The following is an 18872-nucleotide window of genomic DNA, read 5'->3' on the forward strand; positions in this document are numbered from 1 at the left end:
CAATGGAGGATGCGCCTGGACATGACGGGCTTGTCGTTCCTCCTGTGGCTGTCGGCGAGGGGCGACTTGCCGAAAACATCCTGTATTTTGCGCGAGTGCTTCGCCGGGCCGGCTTGAAGCCCGGGCCGGGGGCGGTCATTGAGGCCATTGAGGCAATCGATGCCATCGGTATCGGCGCACGGCTCGAGTTTCATGCCGCACTGTCGGCGATTTTCGTCAAGAGACACGAGGACCAGCCCGTCTTTGACGAGGCCTTTGCGATCTTTTGGCGCTCGCGCGATCTCGTCGGGAAGATGATCGCCTTGATGTCGCCCGTCGCCGCCGTTGGCGAGCGTCAGAAGCCGAAGGCTGGCGCCGCCCGTGTCAGTGACGCGCTGTTTGCCGAGCGTCAACGGGAGGCCGCCAAGTCAGGCGACCCGGATATCGAGATCGATGCGCGCCTCACCATGTCGGGGAGGGAAGTCCTTCGTCGCCTCGATTTTGGCCAGATGACCGCTGCCGAACTGGCAGAGGCCCGACGCGAGATCCAGCGTTTGTCCATGCCTTTCGATGCCGTACGCACCCGCCGCTTTCGACCGGCACCACAGGGCCGCCATTTCGATGCGCGTAGCACCATCCGCCAGTCCTTGCGCACGGGCGGCGATCTCATGCTGCCGAAATTCCGCGCACCAAGGCTTCGTCCGCCGCCGCTTGTGGTTCTCGCTGACATCTCCGGCTCGATGAGCCAGTACAGCCGGGTCTTTCTGCATTTCCTGCATGCCCTGACCGAGAGGCGCCGGCGGGTGCATACTTTCCTCTTCGGCACACGCCTGACCAATGTCACGCGAGCACTGCGTCACCGCGACCCCGATGAAGCCGTTGCGCGTTGCAGCGAGGCTGTGGCGGACTGGTCGGGCGGTACGCGCATCGGTGAGACCTTGAAGCAGTTCAACCGCGACTGGGCGCGGCGCGTGCTGGGGCAGGGTGCCATTGTCCTCTTGATCACCGACGGGCTGGAGCGGGAGGACATATCGCTTCTGGCGGATGAAACGGCGCGGCTCCACAGATCGTGCAGACGGCTGATCTGGTTGAATCCGCTTCTGCGCTTTTCAGGTTTTGAAGCGCGCGCCCGCGGTGTGCAGGCCATGCTGCCGCATGTGGACGAATTGCGTGCGGTCCATAATCTCGATGCACTGTCCGATCTTGTGCACGCTTTGGGTGGTCCAACGGATCGATCTGTAGATCCCAGGCGTTTCCTGGTGGCAATGAGGAGTGCCTGACCATGCCTGAACCCGCCATCGCTGAACCACCCAAGCAAAAAGCTGCTATTGTCGATCCCTTGGACACCGCCGAAAGCTGGCTTTCCTCCGGGAGGTCTGTCGCCCTTGCAACCGTCGTTGAGACCTGGGGCTCGGCGCCGCGTCCCGTCGGCAGCCATTTGGTGATCGACGCGGACGGCAATTTCGAAGGCTCCGTGTCAGGAGGGTGTGTGGAGGGCGCAGTGATCACGGAAGCGCTCGACGTCTTGGAGAGTGGCAAGGCCCGGATGCTCGAATTCGGCGTTGCCGACGAGACGGCTTGGCGCGTCGGCCTGTCCTGTGGCGGGCGTATCCGCGTCTATGTCGAAAGGCTCGACTGATGCAGGCATCGCTCGTGTTCGCTCTGAATGCCGCAAGGCGTGCCCGACAGGCCGCCATAGTCCTGACCGATCAAATGTCGGGAGAAACCCGATTGATCCTTGAGAGATCCCCTGAACGGAACAGCCTGGACGATACCCTCGCAACCGAAGTCACGAGCCGCTTTCGCAGTGGAAAGTCCGGCAGCGCCGAGATCGACGGCAGGCCTCTGTTTTTCAACGTGCATCTGCCATCACCGCGCATCGCCATAATCGGGGCTGTCCATATCAGCCAGGCGCTCGCGCCGATGGCCGCTATTGCGGGATTTGCCGTCACGGTTATCGATCCCCGAACTGCTTTTGCCACGCCTGAGCGTTTTGCCGGCATAGATCTCGTCACCGAATGGCCGCAGGATGCATTCGCCCTATCGCCTCTCGATGCCCATACCGCGCTGGTGGCTGTGACGCATGATCCGAAGATCGACGATCCGGCGCTTCTTGCGGGCTTCGACGCGGGCGCCTTCTATATCGGGGCGCTTGGAAGCCGAAAAACCCATGCCAAACGCGTGGAGCGTTTGACCGCAGCGGGCGTTGCGCGTTCCGATATCGACCGCATGTCCGCGCCGATCGGCCTTGATATTGGCGCAGCGACCCCGGCAGAAATCGCAGTCGCCGTTCTCGCCGACGTCATTCGCGCCCTTCGCCAACGTGTGGTTCAGTCACCGGGGGCTGATGGATGATCTTCGGTGAATGTCCACTTGATGCAGCAGACGGTGTCATCCTCGCGCATGCGGTCCGCCTTGATGACGGTAAGCTTGCAAAGGGGCATAGACTTTCCCCCTCTGATATCGCGAGGTTGAGATCAGAGGGTATCGACCGAGTGATTGCTGTTCGCCTCGAGGCGGGCGATCTGGATGAAGATGAGGCCGCCGACCGGCTCGCTACATCCGTCGATCTGAAAGGCCTGACACGCAGTCCCGCCTCGACCGGGCGCGTGAATATTTATGCGGCGGAAAATGGTCTCTTTCGCGCCGACAAGAAAATCGTTGATCAGTTCAACCGGATCGATCCCGCCATCACCCTGGCAACGCTTGCGGACCGAAGTGATGTGCGCACCGGTGATCTGGTCGCCACGATCAAGATCATTCCGCTTGCTGTGGCCGGCTCCGCTGTCGCGGGCGCCAAATCTGTCCTCGGTGCAGCGGCTGCCTTCTCGCTCAAAGCCTACACGCCCCGCGCGGTCCATCTGATTGCCACCGAACTCCCATCGTTGAAGCCCTCCGTAATGGACAAGACCGCACGCGTGCTGGAGATGCGCCTTCAGCCATCGGCAAGCCGTCTGGTGTCAGAGCAACGTGTTCCACACAAAGCGGATGCGGTTGCCGCAGCGATCACACGCAGCCTCGGCAAGACGGACGCATCAACACCGCTTATGGTCGTCTTCGGTGCCGCCGCGGTCTGTGATGAGAACGACGTGATCCCGGAGGCGATCCGTCGTGCTGGCGGCATCGTTGAGAGGGTCGGCCTGCCGGTTGATCCGGGCAATCTGCTCGTTCTCGGCCATATCGGAGATGTGCCGGTGATCGGCGCACCCGGATGCGCTAGGTCGCCAAAGGAAAACGGCTTCGACTGGGTTTTGAACGGAGTTCTGGCCGGCGATCCGCCATCAGAGGATGAGATGAGCGGCTGGGGTGTCGGCGGTTTGTTGATGGAAATTCCGGCAAGGCCGCTGCCGCGGCTGACCGCAACCGGCGACGAACCCGCGAAGCAAGAGTTGGCAGTCGTGGTGCTCGCGGCCGGCCGTGCCTCGCGCATGGGGGAAAGCGGACAGCACAAGCTCCTCGCCACCTTCGGGGGAGAAAGCCTTGTCCATCGGGTCGTCCGCCATGCCGTGGAGGCAGACATTGGCCCGGTCATCGTTGTCACAGGCCACCGTGCAGCCGAGATCGCCGCCAATGTCAGCGATTTGCCGGTGGAATGCGTGGAGAACGCGCTTTACCTCTCCGGGATGGCCAGTTCTCTCGCCGTGGGTGTCCGTAGAGCGGAAAGCAAGGGCGCATCTGCAGTGATGGTCCTTCTGGCGGACATGCCAAATGTCGGCCCCACCGACCTGAAGCGGCTGGTTGAGGCGCATGTGGGCGCTGGCAAGCGGGCGATCATCCGGGCAACAGCCGGTGGAAAACGCGGCAACCCGGTGATCCTGCCCGTTTCGACCTTCGAGGCCCTGAAGCGGCTTGAAGGTGACATTGGCGCCCGCGCCGTTATCGAAACGGCAGGCGTTCCCGTCATCGATATCGAAATCGGCGCCGCTGCCCGTCTTGATGTCGACACACCGGAGGCTGTCCTTGCAGCCGGAGGCAAGTTGGAGGGCTGAGAATGGACAGTGCAGCGATCGAGGACATGTTCTTTTCCCTGCAGCCGATCTCCATCCGCCGGATGTTCGGCGGCAAGGGCATTTACCGCGACGGGATCATTTTCGCCATCGAGTTCGAAGGAGACATCCTCCTGAAAGCAGATTCGGAAACGGCACCCCTGTTTGCAGCGGCGGGGTCGACCCAATGGGGCTATGAGGGAAAGACCGGCAAGACGGTGATGATGCCCTACTGGTCGTTGCCAGAGGATGCGCTGGACGATCCGGAAGAGATGCAGCGATGGGCGAGACTTGCCTTCGAAGCGGGCGCCAGAAGTGCAAAAGCTATCCCAACGAAAACAGCATCGAAAAAAGGCCGCAAGTCCTGAAAAGCCGATGTGTCAGGTGGATGCCGTCCACCGGTACACGGCATCACGAGCAAAGACCGAAAGCGGCTGCGGCAGGTCGTCCAAAGCGAACCACCCCATGTCGGATAGCTTGTCAGGCTCCGTAATCCGCGCCTCGTTTGCGTAGTCATCCGTCGTGTAGATCACGGAGATCCAGTGCTGGTCATCTGCCACGATCAACTGTTCTGACAGGCAGAGGAATTCGATCGCACCGATCGCAAGCCCTGTCTCTTCCTCGGCCTCGCGGCGGGCAGCATCCTCAGATCGCTCCATGTGGTCGACCTTGCCGCCGGGAATGGACCAGTGGTCCGCTTCCGGCGATTTGACGCGCTTGTAGAGTAGGATCCGACCGTCTGTGTCACGGATCAGCAATCCCACTCCGAAGCCGGGAAAATCAATGCCGGGTGCGGCCATCAGGCAATCAGATCTTGGCGCTGGCCACGATCAGCATGAAAGCCGGAATTTCATCGCCGAAACCAACCGGTGTCGGACCGTCATCGTCGTCACGGCGACGGCGGCGCTCGCGGTGATCGTCATTGGCGGGATAGGGGCGTCCCGGATTGCGGCCGCCCTGAGGTTTGCGATTGTCCGCTCTCTGGTTTTCGACTGCCACGCTTTCCGTCCTTACCGTTACAGGTGCTTCTTCAACTATGATGATGGGAGTATCCTCGCGCGGCGTGTCAGCCTTGTGACTGCGCTTGCCGCGGCCCCGGTCGCGATCACGTTCGCGACCCTTGCCACGACCGCGACCGGCATCTTCGGTTTCTGCCCGTTCGGGCAGGCCGGAGAGGTCGCCTTCAAGCCATTCGATCTTCTGATCGATCAGCTTTTCGATGGCATCGAGGAACTTGGTGTCGCTGCGCGTCACCAGGGTGAAGGCGGCGCCCGAGCGGCCTGCACGACCTGTGCGGCCGATGCGGTGGACATAATCCTCCGCATGGATCGGAACGTCGAAGTTGAAGACGTGGCTTACGTCCGGAATGTCGAGGCCGCGGGCAGCGACGTCGGATGCCACCAGAAGCGTGATGGCATTGGCTTTGAAGTTGGCAAGCATGGTCGTGCGCGAGCGCTGGTCCATGTCGCCATGCAGGGCGCCGACGGAAAAGCCATGGCGCTCGAGCGAGCGGAACAGGTCCGCAACGTCCTTCTTGCGATTGCAGAAGATGATCGCATTCTTCAATTCATCCTGGGCGCGGATCAGATCGCGCAAGGTCGAACGCTTCTCGTAGTCCTTGTTATGGCAGGCGACCAGACGCTGGGTCACCGTCTTGGCGGTCGACGACGGCGGGGCTACTTCGATTCGCGTCGGGTTCTGCAGGAACTGGTCTGCCAGCTTCTGGATCTCCGGCGGCATGGTGGCGGAGAAGAACAGCGTCTGCCGTGTAAAGGGGATCATCTTGGCAATGCGCTCGATGTCCGGGATGAAGCCCATGTCGAGCATGCGGTCGGCTTCGTCGATCACGAGGATCTCGACGCCGGTCATCAACAGCTTGCCGCGTTCGCAGTGATCGAGCAGGCGGCCAGGCGTGCAAATAAGCACATCGGCGCCACGTTCCAGCTTTCGGTTCTGTTCTTCGAACGACACGCCACCGATCAACAGGGCGACGTTCAGCTTGTGGTTTTTCCCATATTTATCAAAGTTTTCAGCAACCTGCGCTGCGAGTTCGCGCGTCGGTTCCAAGATCAGCGTGCGTGGCATGCGGGCACGCGCACGGCCCTTCTCAAGAAGGGTCAGCATTGGCAGAACGAAGGATGCCGTCTTGCCCGTCCCGGTCTGAGCGATACCCAGAATATCCCGACGTTCAAGCGCAGGCGGGATAGCACCGGCCTGAATAGGCGTCGGAATATTATAGCCGGCATCGGTGACGGCTGAGAGGACTTTCTGGCTCAGGCCAAGGTCAGCAAAAGTGGTCAAAGGGAAATAGTTTCCGTTCCTGTTCAAACGAACATCGATGAGACGGCTCGGATGCGAACCGTATTGGTTGCGCCGAATAGTGGCAAACCATCCGAAAGTCAAGGAAACGGCCAGAATCAACAGAGGAAAGGCTTAACAATGCACGTTAAATTGGGCGGTCCGACAATAAAAGCGGCAGCCAGAAACGGTTGCCATGACGAAGGGCTTGAAAAGCCTTTGCGAATGTCAGTTGATCAGAGGCTCTAGCTTCATGCCGGCATTGAGAAAGCGCATCGGGTCCAGTGCGTCACCATTGCGGCGCACTTCGTAATGCAGATGCGGGCCTGTCGACCGGCCAGTCGAGCCAGAAAGCCCGATCACGTCGCCGGCCTGCAGCGTGTCACCGGCCTTGACCAGAATTCGGGAAAGGTGACCGTAACGCGTTGTCAGACCCAGGCCGTGATCGACCTCGACCATATTGCCGTAGCCACCCGCCATGCCGGCGCTGACCACTGTCCCGGTCCCCGTGGAGCGAACTTCCGATCCGGTCGGTGCGCGAAAATCAATGCCTGCATGCATGGCAAGGCCGCCAAGGAATGGGTCGGGGCGGTTGCCAAAGCGGCTGGTAATGTCGTGGCCAGGGGCGGGATTGGCAAAAGGCAGCCGCCGGGCCGTGTCACGAACCGCTTCAAGCCGCGTGAGTGTCGTATCGAGCATGTTGAGGGAGGCGTTGAAGCTTTGTTCGTTCCGCGGCGCAAGGTAGGGCCCGCCGATCGCCTCGGGCACGATCTCCGCAGCGGCCGACTCGACTGGCACACCTTGCCGGTCAAGAATGGCTGCGATTTCATCCGCCGTCTTTGCTGCACCGGTCGTCAGTTCTGCGATCCGCGCCATCTGTTCCGCCTCAATCTCCTTCAGGGAGAGCGTCATGTGGGAAAACAGGCGGTCCGCACGATCAGCAACATTGTCCGTGGTCATCGGCACGTAGCCAAGCGCAAGCGACGCATGTGCCTTTGGCTGATCAGCTCCTGTCGGCGCGCCGAGTAGCGATGCGAACGCACGCGAACCATCCGGGGTCACGCTGGCCTGATCGTCCTGGGCGCCGTCCTTTTTCCGGGCAGGCGAGGGGCTTTCAGACGGAATAGAAGTCCCGACATTTGCATCCTTCAGCAATGCGCCAATCCGACCATGGCGGGAGGTGAGCGCCATTTGCTGTTCGAGAAGCTTTTCAACTTTTTCCTCGACAACCTGCTGATCGAGCAATTGCCGCGATGTCACGCGATCCACCTGCGCACGCAGTGCCGCGATCCGGTCTTCATATTCATGCTGCATGCGGGCCTGGCGTGCCATGGTGGCGCCAATCAGGTTGTCGCGCAGCACAAGATAGGTCGTCGCACCCAGGTAGCCGATCGCCATGACTCCGATGAAACATGCCGTCAGCGCCAGCATCCAAGGCCTTATCGTCATGTGGCGGATGCGGTCGCCGCTCGCGAGGATGACTACATGCTGCTGACGACGCTTGCCGAAAACCTGGTTGCTGGAAGTCATACCCGTATTGTCCCCTGCTCTTATCCCCGAGCGTCGCCTCGAACAACTCCGGGAAAATCGCGAGTCGTCACAGATCTTCTCGCGAAGATTAGTAATGCATGATTAGGGTTAATGAAGGGTTAGGTGTCGGAAACTGCACGCTCTTTCAGGAATGGTTCTTGGACGATAGACTGCGATAGAAGGAGGGCGTCAAACCGGCCTCGGCCCGCGCAACATCGTTGAAAGGCGCCTTCAGCTGGCCGCGGAAATTGGCGCGCACGAGGTCCTGGAATGTGGTCGCCGGGTTGCGTTTTTCGCGGGCGCAAAGAAAACGGAACCATTTGGCACCTACCGCGACATGGCCCTTTTCATCCTCGTAGATGACGGAGAGCACATCGGCGCTGTCGATGTCGCCGGTTTCCCGCATCTTCTCCTGCAGCGCCGGGGTGACGTCGAGGCCGCGCGCCTCGAGAATGAGGGGTACGACGGCAAGTCGCGCCGTAAGGTCGTTGCGCGTCGAATGTGCGGCCTGCCACAATCCGTCATGCGCCGGCATGTCACCATAGTCCGCGCCGAGCGCCCGGAGACGGTCCCGCACCATGCGGAAATGCTTGGCCTCTTCATATGCGACCTTCATCCAGCCATCGAAGAAGGATTGCGGCACGGGCTCGGTCGCGAAGCGCGCGACGATGTCGAGCGCAAGGTCGACGGCATTGAGCTCGATGTGAGCAAGCGCATGCAGAAGCGCGATCCGGCCGGGAAGCGTATGCAAGGAGCGCTTGCCGACCGCCTTAGGCGGAACGAGTTCGGGCTTGTCCGGGCGGCCCGGTCTGTCGGGCAGGGGCGGATCGAGCGGCGACCGCAAGGACAGACGCCGCTCGTGCCAGCGGACCGCCGCTGTCTGGGCAAGAGCCGTCTTTTCGTCCAGATCGGCGCTCGAGATGGCAAGACTGGCCGCCCCGCGCAACGAGTGGAAAGCGGCTGCCGGCAACGGGCCATCCGCGAAACTCATAGCGATTGCGCAGCCTTAAGCACGGCCTCGGCATGGCCGGGGACCTTCACCTTGCGCCAGACCTCTACGATTTTTCCATCGGGGCCGATCAGGACAGTGCTGCGCTCGACGCCCATGTAAGTCTTGCCGTACATGCTCTTCTCCTTCCAGACGCCATAGGCTTCGAGAGCGGTATGCTCTTCGTCGGCTGCGAGAATGACGGAAAGCGAATGTTTGGATGCGAACTTGTCGTGGCTCTTCACCGAATCAGGCGACATGCCGATGACCACGGTTCCCGCGGCGGCAAAATCCGACGCAAGCCCGGTAAAGTCGACAGCCTCGGTGGTGCAGCCGCTCGTGTCGTCTTTCGGGTAGAAATACAGAACAACCGATTTTTCGGCGAATTCCGAGAGCGATACCGTACCGCCGCCATTGCGGGGAAGGGTGAAATCGGGGGCGCTGTCCCCAGCCGTCAATTCCGTCATGGGATAACCTTTCTTTTGCCCGTTTTGTGAGTGATTGTGGGCGTCATCGATATATAGTCCGCTCCGAGGTCGTCCAGAGCGACTTGATAGCGGCATCGATCAGCGGAGACAATCACCAGGACATGTCTGAGATCCGGGGCGAAAAGCTACGGTTTCGCAAGCGGGACATCGTGCCGCTGCATGCCCTCCCGTCCGCGCAAGCCGAGGACCCCATCATCGTGCATTGCCCTCCGCCGAAGCGATCCATCGCTCGTCGATTGGCGCGCGTTCTGGCGGGTTTTCTGGCGCTGTGGGTTGTGGTCTTTATCGGAATCTATGCCGTGGTCGAAAGCGGCACGCTGGACAAGTCGCTCGCGGCCCGTGCCGAGGCCGTGATGAACAAGGCCGTTGGCCCGGACTTCGAAGCCAGGGTGGGCGCGGCCACCGTGCGTTTCTCGCAAGGCATGGAGATGTCGATCGAGGCACGGGACGTCGTCCTTGTCGATGCTGCTCAGAGACAGCAGATCGCGGTCACGCATTCCGTTCAGTTCGTACTGGACCCCTTGGCGCTACTCGGCGGCCGGTTCGTGGTTCGTGAGGTCGTCAGCAATGGGATCAGTCTCGATGCGCGGCTTCTGCCCAAGCGCGAGCCCATGGATCTCTCCGGTGTCCGCATCGATACGGTTCCGGACATTTTCGAAAAGGCTTTTGTCGAACTCGAACGTATCCAGACCTTCCTGGCGCGTGGTGGCCTTGATCGCCTTCGCCTTGGTGGTCTGGAGGTCGAGACCACCAGCGTCAGTGGTCGACCAATGGTGCTTGGCGTTGACGACATTGCCCTGGAGCGTGGCGTCGATAACTCTCTGTCTATCTTCGGCGCAATCTCCGTTAACGGCCAGCAGACAGAACTGACAGCGCTCACCACGAATGAAAATGGCAAACCGCAATCGCTCACTGTCCGGATCGCCGATTTCCGCGTGACGCCGTTCTTGCTGCGGCGTTCGAGCGCCGGTATGGCACGCCAGGGGATCGACGGAACGGCCGAACTCTTGCTCAATGCAAAACGAGGCAGTCAGGATCAGCCGCCACAGATGGCGCTCGCCGTCAACGTTGACGGCGCGACCTTCTACTCGGACGGGCAGCCGCAATCCCTCGATCAGGCCAGGCTAAACCTGCTCTACGACTTTTCGAAGCGTACCGTCGAACTCTCGGACTCGGTCGCTCGATTTGGCGGAACCGTACTCCCGCTGTCCGGCGGAGTGATCGACCTCGACCGTTTGCCCGAGGGCAAAAATTTCCCGAAGGGATTCGGGGTGGACATCGTCGTCACCGAAGGCCGGTCGAACGTGGCAAGCGCAAATGAAGCGTCCTTGCCCTTTTTCCTGAAAGGTTATGGTCGCTATCTCCCAGGAGAAAAGCGTCTCCAGCTCGATACGCTAGACGTCTCCAGCCCAGCCGGCAGCATGAAGGGCAAGTTGGGTATCCGCTTCGGCGGAACCGGACCTGAAATCCGCTTCAACGCCAAGGTCGAGAACATGAAGACGGCCGCGGTCAAGCAATTCTGGCCATACTGGATCGCCGACAAGCCGCGCAAATGGGTCCTCGAAAACATCTATGGCGGTATCATCCCGACAGGCACGATCGATGTCTTCATTCCGCAGAACCGCTTGAGCATCGAGCCGAAACCTGTGCGGCTCGACGAGAATGAATTGCGCATCGGCTTCGATATCGAGGATGCCCGGCTCAATCTCACGGGCGAGATCCCGCCGCTGCGGGATGTCTATGGGCGCTTCGACATGGTGGGTGGGAAAGTCGATGTGGATATCCGCTCGGCCGGATCCTATTTTCCGTCCGGACGCACAGTCATGCTCGAAGGCGGCGCCTTCAAGCTGGCGGAAGCTTATGACAAGCCGCTCATGGCAGATATCGACGTCAACCTGAGCGGAACGGCGGATGCCGTTGCGGAACTTGTATCGTTCAAGCCGATTGCAGCTCTGCAACGCATCGGCTTCAAGGCGGATGATTTTACCGGCAAGGTGTCGGGCAACGCCAAGATCCGCGTCGGCCTGGTCGCTGACCAGAAGCCGCCTGCACCCGTATGGAGCGCCGGCCTCACACTCGACAAGGTCGATATCAAGAAGCCGTTCGACGGTCGCGAGGTGAAGCAGTTCTCCGGCAAGATCGATGTTGATACAAAGCTGGCACGCATCGAAGGTGATGCCCGCGTCGAAGACGTGCCGATGGAAATTCGCATGGTCGAGCCGGTCGAAAAGAACCAGCCGGCGACTGTGCGTGAGCGCGTGATCAAGGCAAAGCTCGACAATGCGGCGCGGGAAAAGCTGGTGCCGGGTCTCGCGGAGATCATCGACGGCCCCATATCGGTCGAACTGTCGCGCATCGATGACAAGAAGCAGTCGGTCAGCGTCGATCTTAAAAGTGCCAGCCTCACTTTCCCGTGGGTCGGCTGGGCCAAGGGGCAGGGCATCGGCGCCAAGGCTGAGTTCGAACTCATGGCAGACGGAGACGGGCAGAGGATCGAAAAATTCAACCTCGCAGGCGAGGGATTCGGTGTCTCCGGTGAGATGTCGCTCAATCGCAACGGGCTGGTGGCCGCGAACCTTTCTCGTGTGAGACTCAGTCCTGGCGACGAAGTCGCGCTGAAGATCAGCCAGGCCAAGGGGCGATACAGTGTCACAGCAACCGGGGCATCCTTCGATGCGCGCTCGTTGATTTCGAAGGCCAAGAAGCCCTCGGACTCGAGCGGTGGCTCCGGCGGCGGCGCCAGCATTCGTGTGGAGGCGCAGCTCGACCGGGTGGTGGGATTTGGTAATGAGCAACTCTCCGGCGTCTCAGTCATCTATGCCGCGCGGGGCAGTCGGGTGACCGGTGTCGACTTTTCCGGCGTGACGGGACGTGGCCAGGCGCTTGTGGCAAAACTGCGCGACCAGGACGACCAGCGTGAATTGACAATGACCAGCAGTGATGCCGGCGCCGTCGTTCGCTTCCTTGACATCTACAATCGTCTCTCTGGTGGATTGGCCAACATGAAGTTGACCGAGGTTCGCGAGGGCGCGTGGACCGGTGGTCTCGACTTGCGCAACTTCCAGGTCGACAACGAAGAGCGCCTGCAGTCGATCGTCTCCACGCCGGCTGGAGCCGATGGCCAGAGTCTGAACAGTGCGGTGAAGCGGGATATCGACGTAAGTTCTGCCCGATTCCAGCGTGCCTTCGCACGGCTTGCCGTCATCGATGGGACGATCAGCGTCGAGAATGGCATCGTGCGCGGTGAGCAGGTCGGCGCCAGTTTTCAGGGCATCATCCGGGATGCCAGCGGTCGCATCGACATGACCGGAACTTTCATGCCGGCCTATGGCCTCAACCGCCTGTTTGGAGAGCTTCCTGTTATCGGTCTCATTCTCGGCAATGGCCGCGATCGCGGCCTGCTCGGGATCACCTTCAAGCTTACCGGTGCCAGCGATAAGCCGAACCTTGTCATCAACCCGCTCTCGATTATCGCGCCCGGGGTCTTTCGCCAGGTCTTCGAGTTCCGCTAGGTGAAGGCGTATTGAGCGGGATCAATCCCGTTCAAGCATGATGACGGGGATGGCGAGGTTGCGGGCTGCTTCCAGCTTTGCATAGCCCGTGATACCGCCTGAGTTTCGGCACACGAGATGCGTGACGCCAAACCGACGGAGGAGGGAGGCCTCCTCGGAAGCATCCCCGGAAGGCTTGCCCAGCATGAGTGTGTAGTGTGTAAAACCAAGCGGCTGGGTCGGCGGGTCTACCATACGGATAACAAACTGGCAGTCACTCCGCGGCAGAAATGCATCGAGATACTGGCGTCCGAGCGCAAGAAATACGGTCGCCCCCTGCGGCAGGGCGTCGGCCGCGGCCTCCAGGTTTCCGACCGCCGTCCAGAGATCACCCGGCCGGCGGATCCAGGCAGGTCGCTGCAGACGGCGAAGCGGGATGCCGGCAATCGCCGTCGCTCGTGCGGCATTGGCGCTGATGCGATGTGCAAAGGGATGCGTCGCGTCAATCACGCGGTCGAACTGCTCGGCCGTCAGATACTCAACCAGTCCGTCGATGCCGCCGAAGCCGCCGATCCGAACTTCGCCTGGCGGCAGTACGGGCTCCATGGTGCGTCCGGCAAGCGACGTCACCACATGATGGCCTTCGATGACCAATTCGCTGGCCAGGCGTCGCGCCTCCTCGGTGCCGCCGAGAATGAGGATACGTTCCGCTGGCATGGCACTGTCAAGTGGCATGGGCGATGATCTTTCCCTGGCGATCTGTGATGATCACATCGACCGATATTGGCGCGTTTCGAAGGATAGAGAGCGCCGCGAGGCGAGCCAAGGCCGCGACCGATGGTCCGAGATCAATGTCATTTTCTGATGCTATTTTATAGGCTTCCAGGGCGGTGTTCGCATTCAACATCAGATTTCGTGCAGCGGGTGAAAGTGCTTCGCAGACGGGCAACGAAACAAGGAAGCCAAGATCAACCTGACTGCGCGAGGAATGTAGGTCGAGCGCTCCCTGGGCAAGCTTCGTCAGCTTGGCAAACCCTCCGGCGATCGTGAGGCGCGGAACGGGATGCGCCCGCAGATATTTCAGCAGTCCCCCGGCAAAGTCACCCATGTCGAGAAGCGCCGTCTCCGGTAGATTGTGAAATGCCTGGGCTGTCTTTTCCGAGGTAGACCCCGTGGCGCCCAACACATGGGTCATACCGGCTGCGCGTGCCACATCGATGCCGCGGTGGATGGAGTGGATCCAGGCGGCGCAGGAGAAGGGATGCACGACGCCAGTTGTCCCAAGGACCGATAGTCCGCCGAGGATGCCCAGGCGCGGATTCCAGGTCTTGGCTGCGAGTTCCTCCCCGCCGGGAATGGAGATGGTGACCTCGACATCCGCGCTGATCCCCGCTTGGCTACACAGCGCTTCGATCACTGCCGTCATCATCTGACGCGGCACCGGATTAATGGCCGGCTCGCCGACGCCGAGCGGCAGGCCGGGTTTCGTGATCGTGCCGACGCCGTGACCCGCCACGAAACGGATCCCACTCTTGGGCGGCAGCAATCGGACTGTGGAAATCACTGTCGCGCCGTGGGTGACATCAGGATCGTCGCCGGCATCTTTGACGATACCCGCGATGGCCACGCCGTCTTTCAGGTCTTCTGTGGCGAGCGCGAAGGCGGGGCATTCGCCACGGGGCAGGGTGATGGTGACCGGATCGGGAAAGTGGCCGGTGATCAGCGCCGTCATTGCGGCCTTTGTCGCTGCCGTGGCGCAGGCGCCCGTGGTCCAGCCTTTGCGCAGCGGCGCACCGTCAGGCTTGTCCAGCCTGTGCTGCTCTTCGTGCGGTTGGTTCGGCTGCTTCGCGTCGCTCATGGCATGCTTATAGGCGAGCGCGGAGGATCGCGGAAGGCATGGTCTCGGCAAGCTGTATCCGGTGTCGTGGGAGTGGCGCGGATGTGGAATTGCATTTTGCAGCGAGGAGACCTAGAGCTTGAGCATGAGTGACACGATGCGTCTTGCCCTGCCCACAAGCCTGCCCGGGATCGAGCCGGGGCACGTCTGGCTGGCTGGCGCTGGCCCGGGGGATCCAGGCCTGCTGACGCTGCTCGCTGCCAAGGCCCTCTCGGAAGCTGATGTCATCGTGCATGACGCGCTCGTCAATGAGGAGTGCCTGAAACTCGCGCGACCCTCAGCGCTCTTGGAATATGCCGGCAAGCGCGGCGGAAAGCCCTCGGCCAAGCAACGCGACATCTCGCTGAGGTTGGTAGAACTTGCCCGCGCCGGTCACCGGGTGCTCAGATTGAAGGGCGGCGATCCTTTCGTCTTCGGTCGCGGTGGCGAAGAGGCTCTGACGCTCATCGAACATGGTGTGCCCTTCCGCATCGTGCCGGGCATTACCGCCGGCATTGGCGGGCTCGCCTATGCCGGCATTCCGGTCACCCATCGGGAAGTCAACCACGCCGTCACCTTCCTCACCGGCCATGATTCGTCAGGCCTTGTCCCTGACCGGATCGATTGGGACGCGATAGGGCGGGGTTCGCCCGTCATCGTCATGTATATGGCGATGAAACATATGGGCCAGATCGCCCGCAATCTGATCGCTGCGGGAAGGCGAGAGGAAGAGCCCGTCGCCTTCGTCTGCAATGCGGCGACCTCCGAACAAAGCGTTTTGGAGACGACACTTGGCCGAGCCGAAGCTGATATGCTGGCCGCCGGCATCGAACCGCCAGCGATCGTGGTGATCGGCGAGGTCGTGCGGCTTCGCCCGTCACTCGACTGGGTCGGCGCCCTGTCAGGTCGTAAACTTCTGCCCGACCCGTTTGCCGAAGTCCGGAAAGACAGCGCGTGAGTGGTCTGCTGATCGCAGCGCCTGCGTCGGGCTCGGGCAAGACAGTGGTGACGCTGGGCTTGTTGCGTGCCTTGAAGCGCCGCGGCATTCCGCTGTCCCCGGCCAAGGCTGGACCCGATTACATCGACCCCGCCTTTCATGCTGCAGCCGCCGGCACCGATTGTCAGAACCTCGATCCCTGGGCCATGCGCCCTTCGCTTTTGACGAGCCTGTCCGAACGCGCTTCCATGGGCAAGTTCCTTGTTGTCGAGGGCATGATGGGATTGTTCGACGGCGCCGCCGACGGAACCGGCAGTGCTGCCGATCTGGCGCAGCTTCTCGGCCTCCCGGTGGTGCTCGTCATCGATTGTGGCCGCACATCGCAGTCCGTCGCGGCCCTCGTCACCGGCTTTGCCCAGTTTCGCGCAGGCGTGACCATAGCCGGCCTCGTTCTCAACAAGGTCGGCAGTGATCGCCATGAAACCATGCTGCGGGCGGCGCTGGACGCCGTGGGCGTGCCTGTCATCGGCGTGCTGCGCAACGACGCGGCACTCGCCCTGCCCGAACGTCATCTCGGCCTTGTGCAGGCTGGGGAACATGATGGGCTCGAACAGTTCATCGAGGCCGCCGCCGATGCCGTCCAGCGCGGCTGTGATCTCGCCGCACTTCTGGATCTGGCGGGACGGCGCGTCGAACCCGGCCGATCATCACAACCGGATGAAATTCGCCCTCTGGGACAACGGATCGCCATTGCCCGCGACATCGCCTTCGCCTTTGCCTATCCGCACCTGATGGCTGGCTGGCAACGACAAGGGGCGGAACTCACCTTTTTCTCGCCGCTCGCCGACGAAGGGCCGGCTGCTGATGCCGATTCGGTCTATCTGCCGGGCGGCTATCCTGAACTGCATGCCGGCCGGCTTGCCGATGCTGCCCGCTTTCAGTCAGCCATGAGACAGGCTGCTGACCGCCACGCCCGCATCTATGGTGAGTGCGGCGGCTATATGGTGCTGGGCGAGGGGCTGATTGACGCCGCCGGCACGCGCCACGCCATGCTCGGCTTATTGCCGCTGGTCACCAGTTTCGCCGAGCGCAAGCGGCATCTCGGCTACCGCCGCCTCCGCTCTCTCGCGCCGGATCTTTTTGATGGCTGCTACACCGCCCATGAGTTTCACTATTCGACCATTGTCGAGGAATGTCAGGCCGACCGGCTCTTTGACGCCACCGACGCGCTTGGTACCAACCTCGGACCCACGGGATTGCGGCGGGGTGCCGTCTGTGGTTCCTACATGCACCTGATCGACAAGGCAGGAGCGTGAGATGAACGGCAGGATAACGCATGGTGGCGGTATTGCTGCAGCCGTCGCCATCCACGGCGGACGGATCGAGGATTGGCTCGACCTGTCGACCGGCATCAATCCTTGCCCGCCCGCCTTGCCGGATATCCCCGCGCGGGCATGGCATCGTCTGCCGGATCAGGAGTTGGAACTTGCGGCCCGTGAGGCGGCCCAGCGCTACTATGGGTCCGGTGATCGGTTGCCCTTGCCGGTGCCCGGCACACAGTCCGTCATCCAGCTCCTGCCGCGTCTGGTGCCGGCCGGCGGCCGGGTTGCCATTCTCTCGCCGACCTATGGCGAATACCGTCGTGTCTTCGAGCTCGCTGGTTTTACTGTCGATGCGATGTCTGATCTTGACGAAGTCACGGAGCGCCATGCGCTTGTCGTGGTGGTCAACCCAAACAATCCGGACGGCCGCACTTTTCATCCGCAGCAACTCGCTCCGCTCATCGAACAGCTCGGCCGACAGGGTGGTTACCTCGTTGTTGATGAGGCTTTCGGCGATGCCACACCGGAGATCACGATTGCCGCCACGGACGAACCTCATGTCATCGTCTTCAGGTCCTTCGGCAAATTCTTTGGTCTGGCGGGTATCCGCCTGGGTTTCGTCATTGCAGGCAAACCGATCGCGGAGCGTATGGCGGATTGGCTCGGTCCCTGGGCTGTCTCAGGACCGGCCCTGACGCTCGCCACGCACCTTCTGTCTTCGGATGTCGAGCCAATCCATGCGCGTATCGCCGAGCGCTGGAACGGGCTCTACCAGGTCCTCAACCGTGCCGGTCTGGAGATTGCGGGCGCTGCGGGTCTGCTGACGCTGGTCCAGCATGAGAGAGCCGCCGAACTCCACGAACATCTCTGTCGCCATCACATCCTGACGCGCCGGTTCGATTATCGGTCCGACTGGTTGCGCTTCGGTCTTGCCCCCGATACGGCCGGTGATGCCCGCCTCGCCGAGGCGCTCGACCGCTTTTCCCGGTGACGCCATGATACACATAGCCATCCTCGTCCTTGCGCTCATCCTCGATCGGGTTGTCGGGGATCCACCATGGCTCTGGCGGCGTCTGCCGCATCCGGTCGTGATCTTCGGCAAGGCGATCGACGTCTTCGAAAGCCGTCTCAATGGATCAGATCGCTCTTATGAAAATCGAAAGCTGAACGGCGTCGTCACAATTGTTGTTCTGCTGGCGCTTGCGAGCCTTTTCGGCTGGTTCCTGTCCTCGATCTTCTCTGCACTCGGACCGCTTGGATATCTGCTGGAAGCGGTCGTGGTTGCGGTCTTTCTCGCCCACAAAAGCCTCGGAGATCACGTCGAGGCTGTGCTGGATGGACTGCGTCGTGATGGACTTGAGGGCGGCCGGCTCGCCGTCTCGATGATCGTCGGCCGTGACCCTAAAGCGCTCGATACGTCTGGCGTGGTTCGGGCAGCGCTCGAAAGCCTGTCGGAGAACTTCGCCGACGGCGTCGTGGCCCCGGTCTTCTGGTATGCGGTCGCAGGCCTCCCCGGTCTCCTGGCCTACAAGATGTTGAATACTGCTGATTCGATGATCGGTCACAAGAACGAGCGTTTTCGTGCTTTTGGCTGGGCATCGGCCCGGCTGGATGATGTCGCCAACTGGCCAGCAGCCCGGATATCGGCCATCTTGATTGCCTTTGGTGCGGCCCTCCGGTTCGGTCCCGCAGCCGGTCGTCTTTCCTTATCGGTGGCCCTGCGTGATCACGGGCTGCACAGATCGCCGAATTCTGGCTGGCCGGAAGCCGCCATGGCTGGCGCTCTTGATCTTCAACTCGCCGGCCCCCGCGTCTATCAGGGGGAGCGTGTGAGCGAGCCAATGATGCACGCGGCGGGGAGGGAAGAGGCAAGGGCTGCCGATATCGTCAAGGGCCTGTGCGTGTTTCACGCGGCCTGGATCGGGCTTCTGGCCTCAACGCTTCTGCTTCTGGCGATCATCTGCGCATTCTGAGAAT

Annotated in this window: 17 protein-coding genes; 10 read left to right on the forward strand and 7 right to left on the reverse strand. The window is 61.5% G+C overall.

Going from position 1 to position 18872, the window contains the following annotated elements; translation table 11 throughout:
• The first annotated feature begins 2 nt into the window (after positions 1-2).
• From IP76_RS11900 to IP76_RS11920, 5 genes are read left to right on the forward strand one after another with little or no spacing between them, the layout of a single operon-like run.
• Positions 3-1259 (forward strand): VWA domain-containing protein, encoded by a 1257-nt coding sequence (locus IP76_RS11900; RefSeq protein ID WP_054158427.1) that lies wholly within the window; start codon positions 3-5, stop codon positions 1257-1259.
• 2 nt (positions 1260-1261) lie between these two features.
• Positions 1262-1618: an XdhC family protein gene (locus IP76_RS11905; RefSeq protein ID WP_054158428.1), complete on the forward strand. Its 357-nt coding sequence runs from the start codon at positions 1262-1264 to the stop codon at positions 1616-1618.
• Positions 1618-2334: an XdhC family protein gene (locus tag IP76_RS11910; RefSeq protein WP_054158429.1), complete on the forward strand. Its 717-nt coding sequence runs from the start codon at positions 1618-1620 to the stop codon at positions 2332-2334. The genes IP76_RS11905 and IP76_RS11910 overlap by 1 nt, the downstream gene beginning before the upstream one ends.
• A complete protein-coding gene (locus IP76_RS11915) occupies positions 2331-3968 on the forward strand; it encodes an NTP transferase domain-containing protein (protein ID WP_054158430.1) in 1638 nt (545 codons plus the stop codon). The genes IP76_RS11910 and IP76_RS11915 overlap by 4 nt, the downstream gene beginning before the upstream one ends.
• A gap of 2 nt (positions 3969-3970) precedes the next feature.
• Positions 3971-4333, forward strand: a complete 363-nt coding sequence (locus tag IP76_RS11920) for a TfoX/Sxy family protein (RefSeq protein WP_054158431.1) — start codon at positions 3971-3973, stop codon at positions 4331-4333.
• A gap of 12 nt (positions 4334-4345) precedes the next feature.
• Here the strand turns inward: IP76_RS11920 and IP76_RS11925 are convergent, their stop codons facing one another.
• The 5 genes from IP76_RS11925 to IP76_RS11945 form a co-directional block, all read right to left on the reverse strand.
• Positions 4346-4765 (reverse strand): NUDIX domain-containing protein, encoded by a 420-nt coding sequence (locus IP76_RS11925; RefSeq protein ID WP_054158432.1) that lies wholly within the window; start codon positions 4763-4765, stop codon positions 4346-4348.
• A gap of 7 nt (positions 4766-4772) precedes the next feature.
• A complete protein-coding gene (locus tag IP76_RS11930) occupies positions 4773-6266 on the reverse strand; it encodes a DEAD/DEAH box helicase (RefSeq protein ID WP_054158433.1) in 1494 nt (497 codons plus the stop codon).
• A gap of 225 nt (positions 6267-6491) precedes the next feature.
• Positions 6492-7793 carry a M23 family metallopeptidase gene (locus tag IP76_RS11935; protein WP_054158434.1) on the reverse strand — a complete coding sequence of 434 codons (1302 nt, stop codon included), beginning with the start codon at positions 7791-7793 and terminating at the stop codon, positions 6492-6494.
• Between the two features lie 145 nt (positions 7794-7938).
• Positions 7939-8763: a ferritin-like domain-containing protein gene (locus IP76_RS11940; RefSeq protein ID WP_245281449.1), complete on the reverse strand. Its 825-nt coding sequence runs from the start codon at positions 8761-8763 to the stop codon at positions 7939-7941.
• 17 nt (positions 8764-8780) lie between these two features.
• The gene (locus tag IP76_RS11945) at positions 8781-9248 is read right to left on the reverse strand and encodes a peroxiredoxin (RefSeq protein WP_054158436.1); all 468 of its coding nucleotides are present in this window, start codon (positions 9246-9248) and stop codon (positions 8781-8783) included.
• A 122-nt stretch (positions 9249-9370) separates the two neighbouring features.
• Between IP76_RS11945 and IP76_RS11950 the strand changes: the two genes are divergently transcribed.
• Positions 9371-12781: a DUF3971 domain-containing protein gene (locus IP76_RS11950; protein ID WP_054158437.1), complete on the forward strand. Its 3411-nt coding sequence runs from the start codon at positions 9371-9373 to the stop codon at positions 12779-12781.
• A gap of 21 nt (positions 12782-12802) precedes the next feature.
• Here IP76_RS11950 and IP76_RS11955 read toward each other — a convergent pair whose 3' ends face one another.
• Both IP76_RS11955 and IP76_RS11960 read right to left on the reverse strand, forming a co-directional pair.
• Positions 12803-13495 (reverse strand): cobalt-precorrin-6A reductase, encoded by a 693-nt coding sequence (locus IP76_RS11955; protein ID WP_054158438.1) that lies wholly within the window; start codon positions 13493-13495, stop codon positions 12803-12805.
• A complete protein-coding gene (locus IP76_RS11960; RefSeq protein ID WP_054158439.1) occupies positions 13485-14618 on the reverse strand; it encodes a cobalt-precorrin-5B (C(1))-methyltransferase in 1134 nt (377 codons plus the stop codon). Before IP76_RS11960 ends, IP76_RS11955 begins: the two co-directional genes overlap by 11 nt.
• 124 nt (positions 14619-14742) lie before the next feature.
• On the opposite strand from IP76_RS11960, the gene cobA reads away from it, so the two are divergent.
• Genes cobA through cbiB form a run of 4 tightly spaced genes read left to right on the forward strand, consistent with a single transcriptional unit; the run spans position 14743 to position 18868 of the window.
• On the forward strand, positions 14743-15594 hold the full coding sequence (gene cobA, locus IP76_RS11965) for a uroporphyrinogen-III C-methyltransferase (RefSeq protein ID WP_054158440.1): 852 nt from the start codon (positions 14743-14745) through the stop codon (positions 15592-15594).
• Positions 15591-16889, forward strand: coding sequence for a cobyrinate a,c-diamide synthase (locus IP76_RS11970; protein WP_054158441.1), 1299 nt, complete (start codon positions 15591-15593; stop codon positions 16887-16889). The genes cobA and IP76_RS11970 overlap by 4 nt, the downstream gene beginning before the upstream one ends.
• 1 nt (position 16890) lies before the next feature.
• Positions 16891-17886 (forward strand): threonine-phosphate decarboxylase CobD, encoded by a 996-nt coding sequence (gene cobD / locus IP76_RS11975; RefSeq protein WP_054158442.1) that lies wholly within the window; start codon positions 16891-16893, stop codon positions 17884-17886.
• A gap of 4 nt (positions 17887-17890) precedes the next feature.
• Positions 17891-18868 (forward strand): adenosylcobinamide-phosphate synthase CbiB, encoded by a 978-nt coding sequence (gene cbiB / locus IP76_RS11980; RefSeq protein WP_054158526.1) that lies wholly within the window; start codon positions 17891-17893, stop codon positions 18866-18868.
• Positions 18869-18872: the final 4 nt, after the last annotated feature.

This window comes from Rhizobium sp. AAP43, assembly GCF_001296045.1.
GTDB lineage: Bacteria > Pseudomonadota > Alphaproteobacteria > Rhizobiales > Rhizobiaceae > Allorhizobium.

Coding starts and splice junctions, on each gene's coding strand:
- cobA (WP_054158440.1), top strand. CDS start 14,743: ATGAGTGACACGATGCGTCTTGCCCTGCCCACAAGCCTGCCCGGGATC.
- IP76_RS11905 (WP_054158428.1), top strand. CDS start 1,262: ATGCCTGAACCCGCCATCGCTGAACCACCCAAGCAAAAAGCTGCTATT.
- IP76_RS11915 (WP_054158430.1), top strand. CDS start 2,331: ATGATCTTCGGTGAATGTCCACTTGATGCAGCAGACGGTGTCATCCTC.
- IP76_RS11955 (WP_054158438.1), bottom strand. CDS start 13,495: ATGCCACTTGACAGTGCCATGCCAGCGGAACGTATCCTCATTCTCGGC.
- cobD (WP_054158442.1), top strand. CDS start 16,891: ATGAACGGCAGGATAACGCATGGTGGCGGTATTGCTGCAGCCGTCGCC.
- IP76_RS11960 (WP_054158439.1), bottom strand. CDS start 14,618: ATGAGCGACGCGAAGCAGCCGAACCAACCGCACGAAGAGCAGCACAGG.
- IP76_RS11910 (WP_054158429.1), top strand. CDS start 1,618: ATGCAGGCATCGCTCGTGTTCGCTCTGAATGCCGCAAGGCGTGCCCGA.
- IP76_RS11945 (WP_054158436.1), bottom strand. CDS start 9,248: ATGACGGAATTGACGGCTGGGGACAGCGCCCCCGATTTCACCCTTCCC.
- IP76_RS11920 (WP_054158431.1), top strand. CDS start 3,971: ATGGACAGTGCAGCGATCGAGGACATGTTCTTTTCCCTGCAGCCGATC.
- IP76_RS11935 (WP_054158434.1), bottom strand. CDS start 7,793: ATGACTTCCAGCAACCAGGTTTTCGGCAAGCGTCGTCAGCAGCATGTA.
- IP76_RS11925 (WP_054158432.1), bottom strand. CDS start 4,765: ATGGCCGCACCCGGCATTGATTTTCCCGGCTTCGGAGTGGGATTGCTG.
- IP76_RS11900 (WP_054158427.1), top strand. CDS start 3: ATGGAGGATGCGCCTGGACATGACGGGCTTGTCGTTCCTCCTGTGGCT.
- IP76_RS11950 (WP_054158437.1), top strand. CDS start 9,371: ATGTCTGAGATCCGGGGCGAAAAGCTACGGTTTCGCAAGCGGGACATC.
- cbiB (WP_054158526.1), top strand. CDS start 17,891: ATGATACACATAGCCATCCTCGTCCTTGCGCTCATCCTCGATCGGGTT.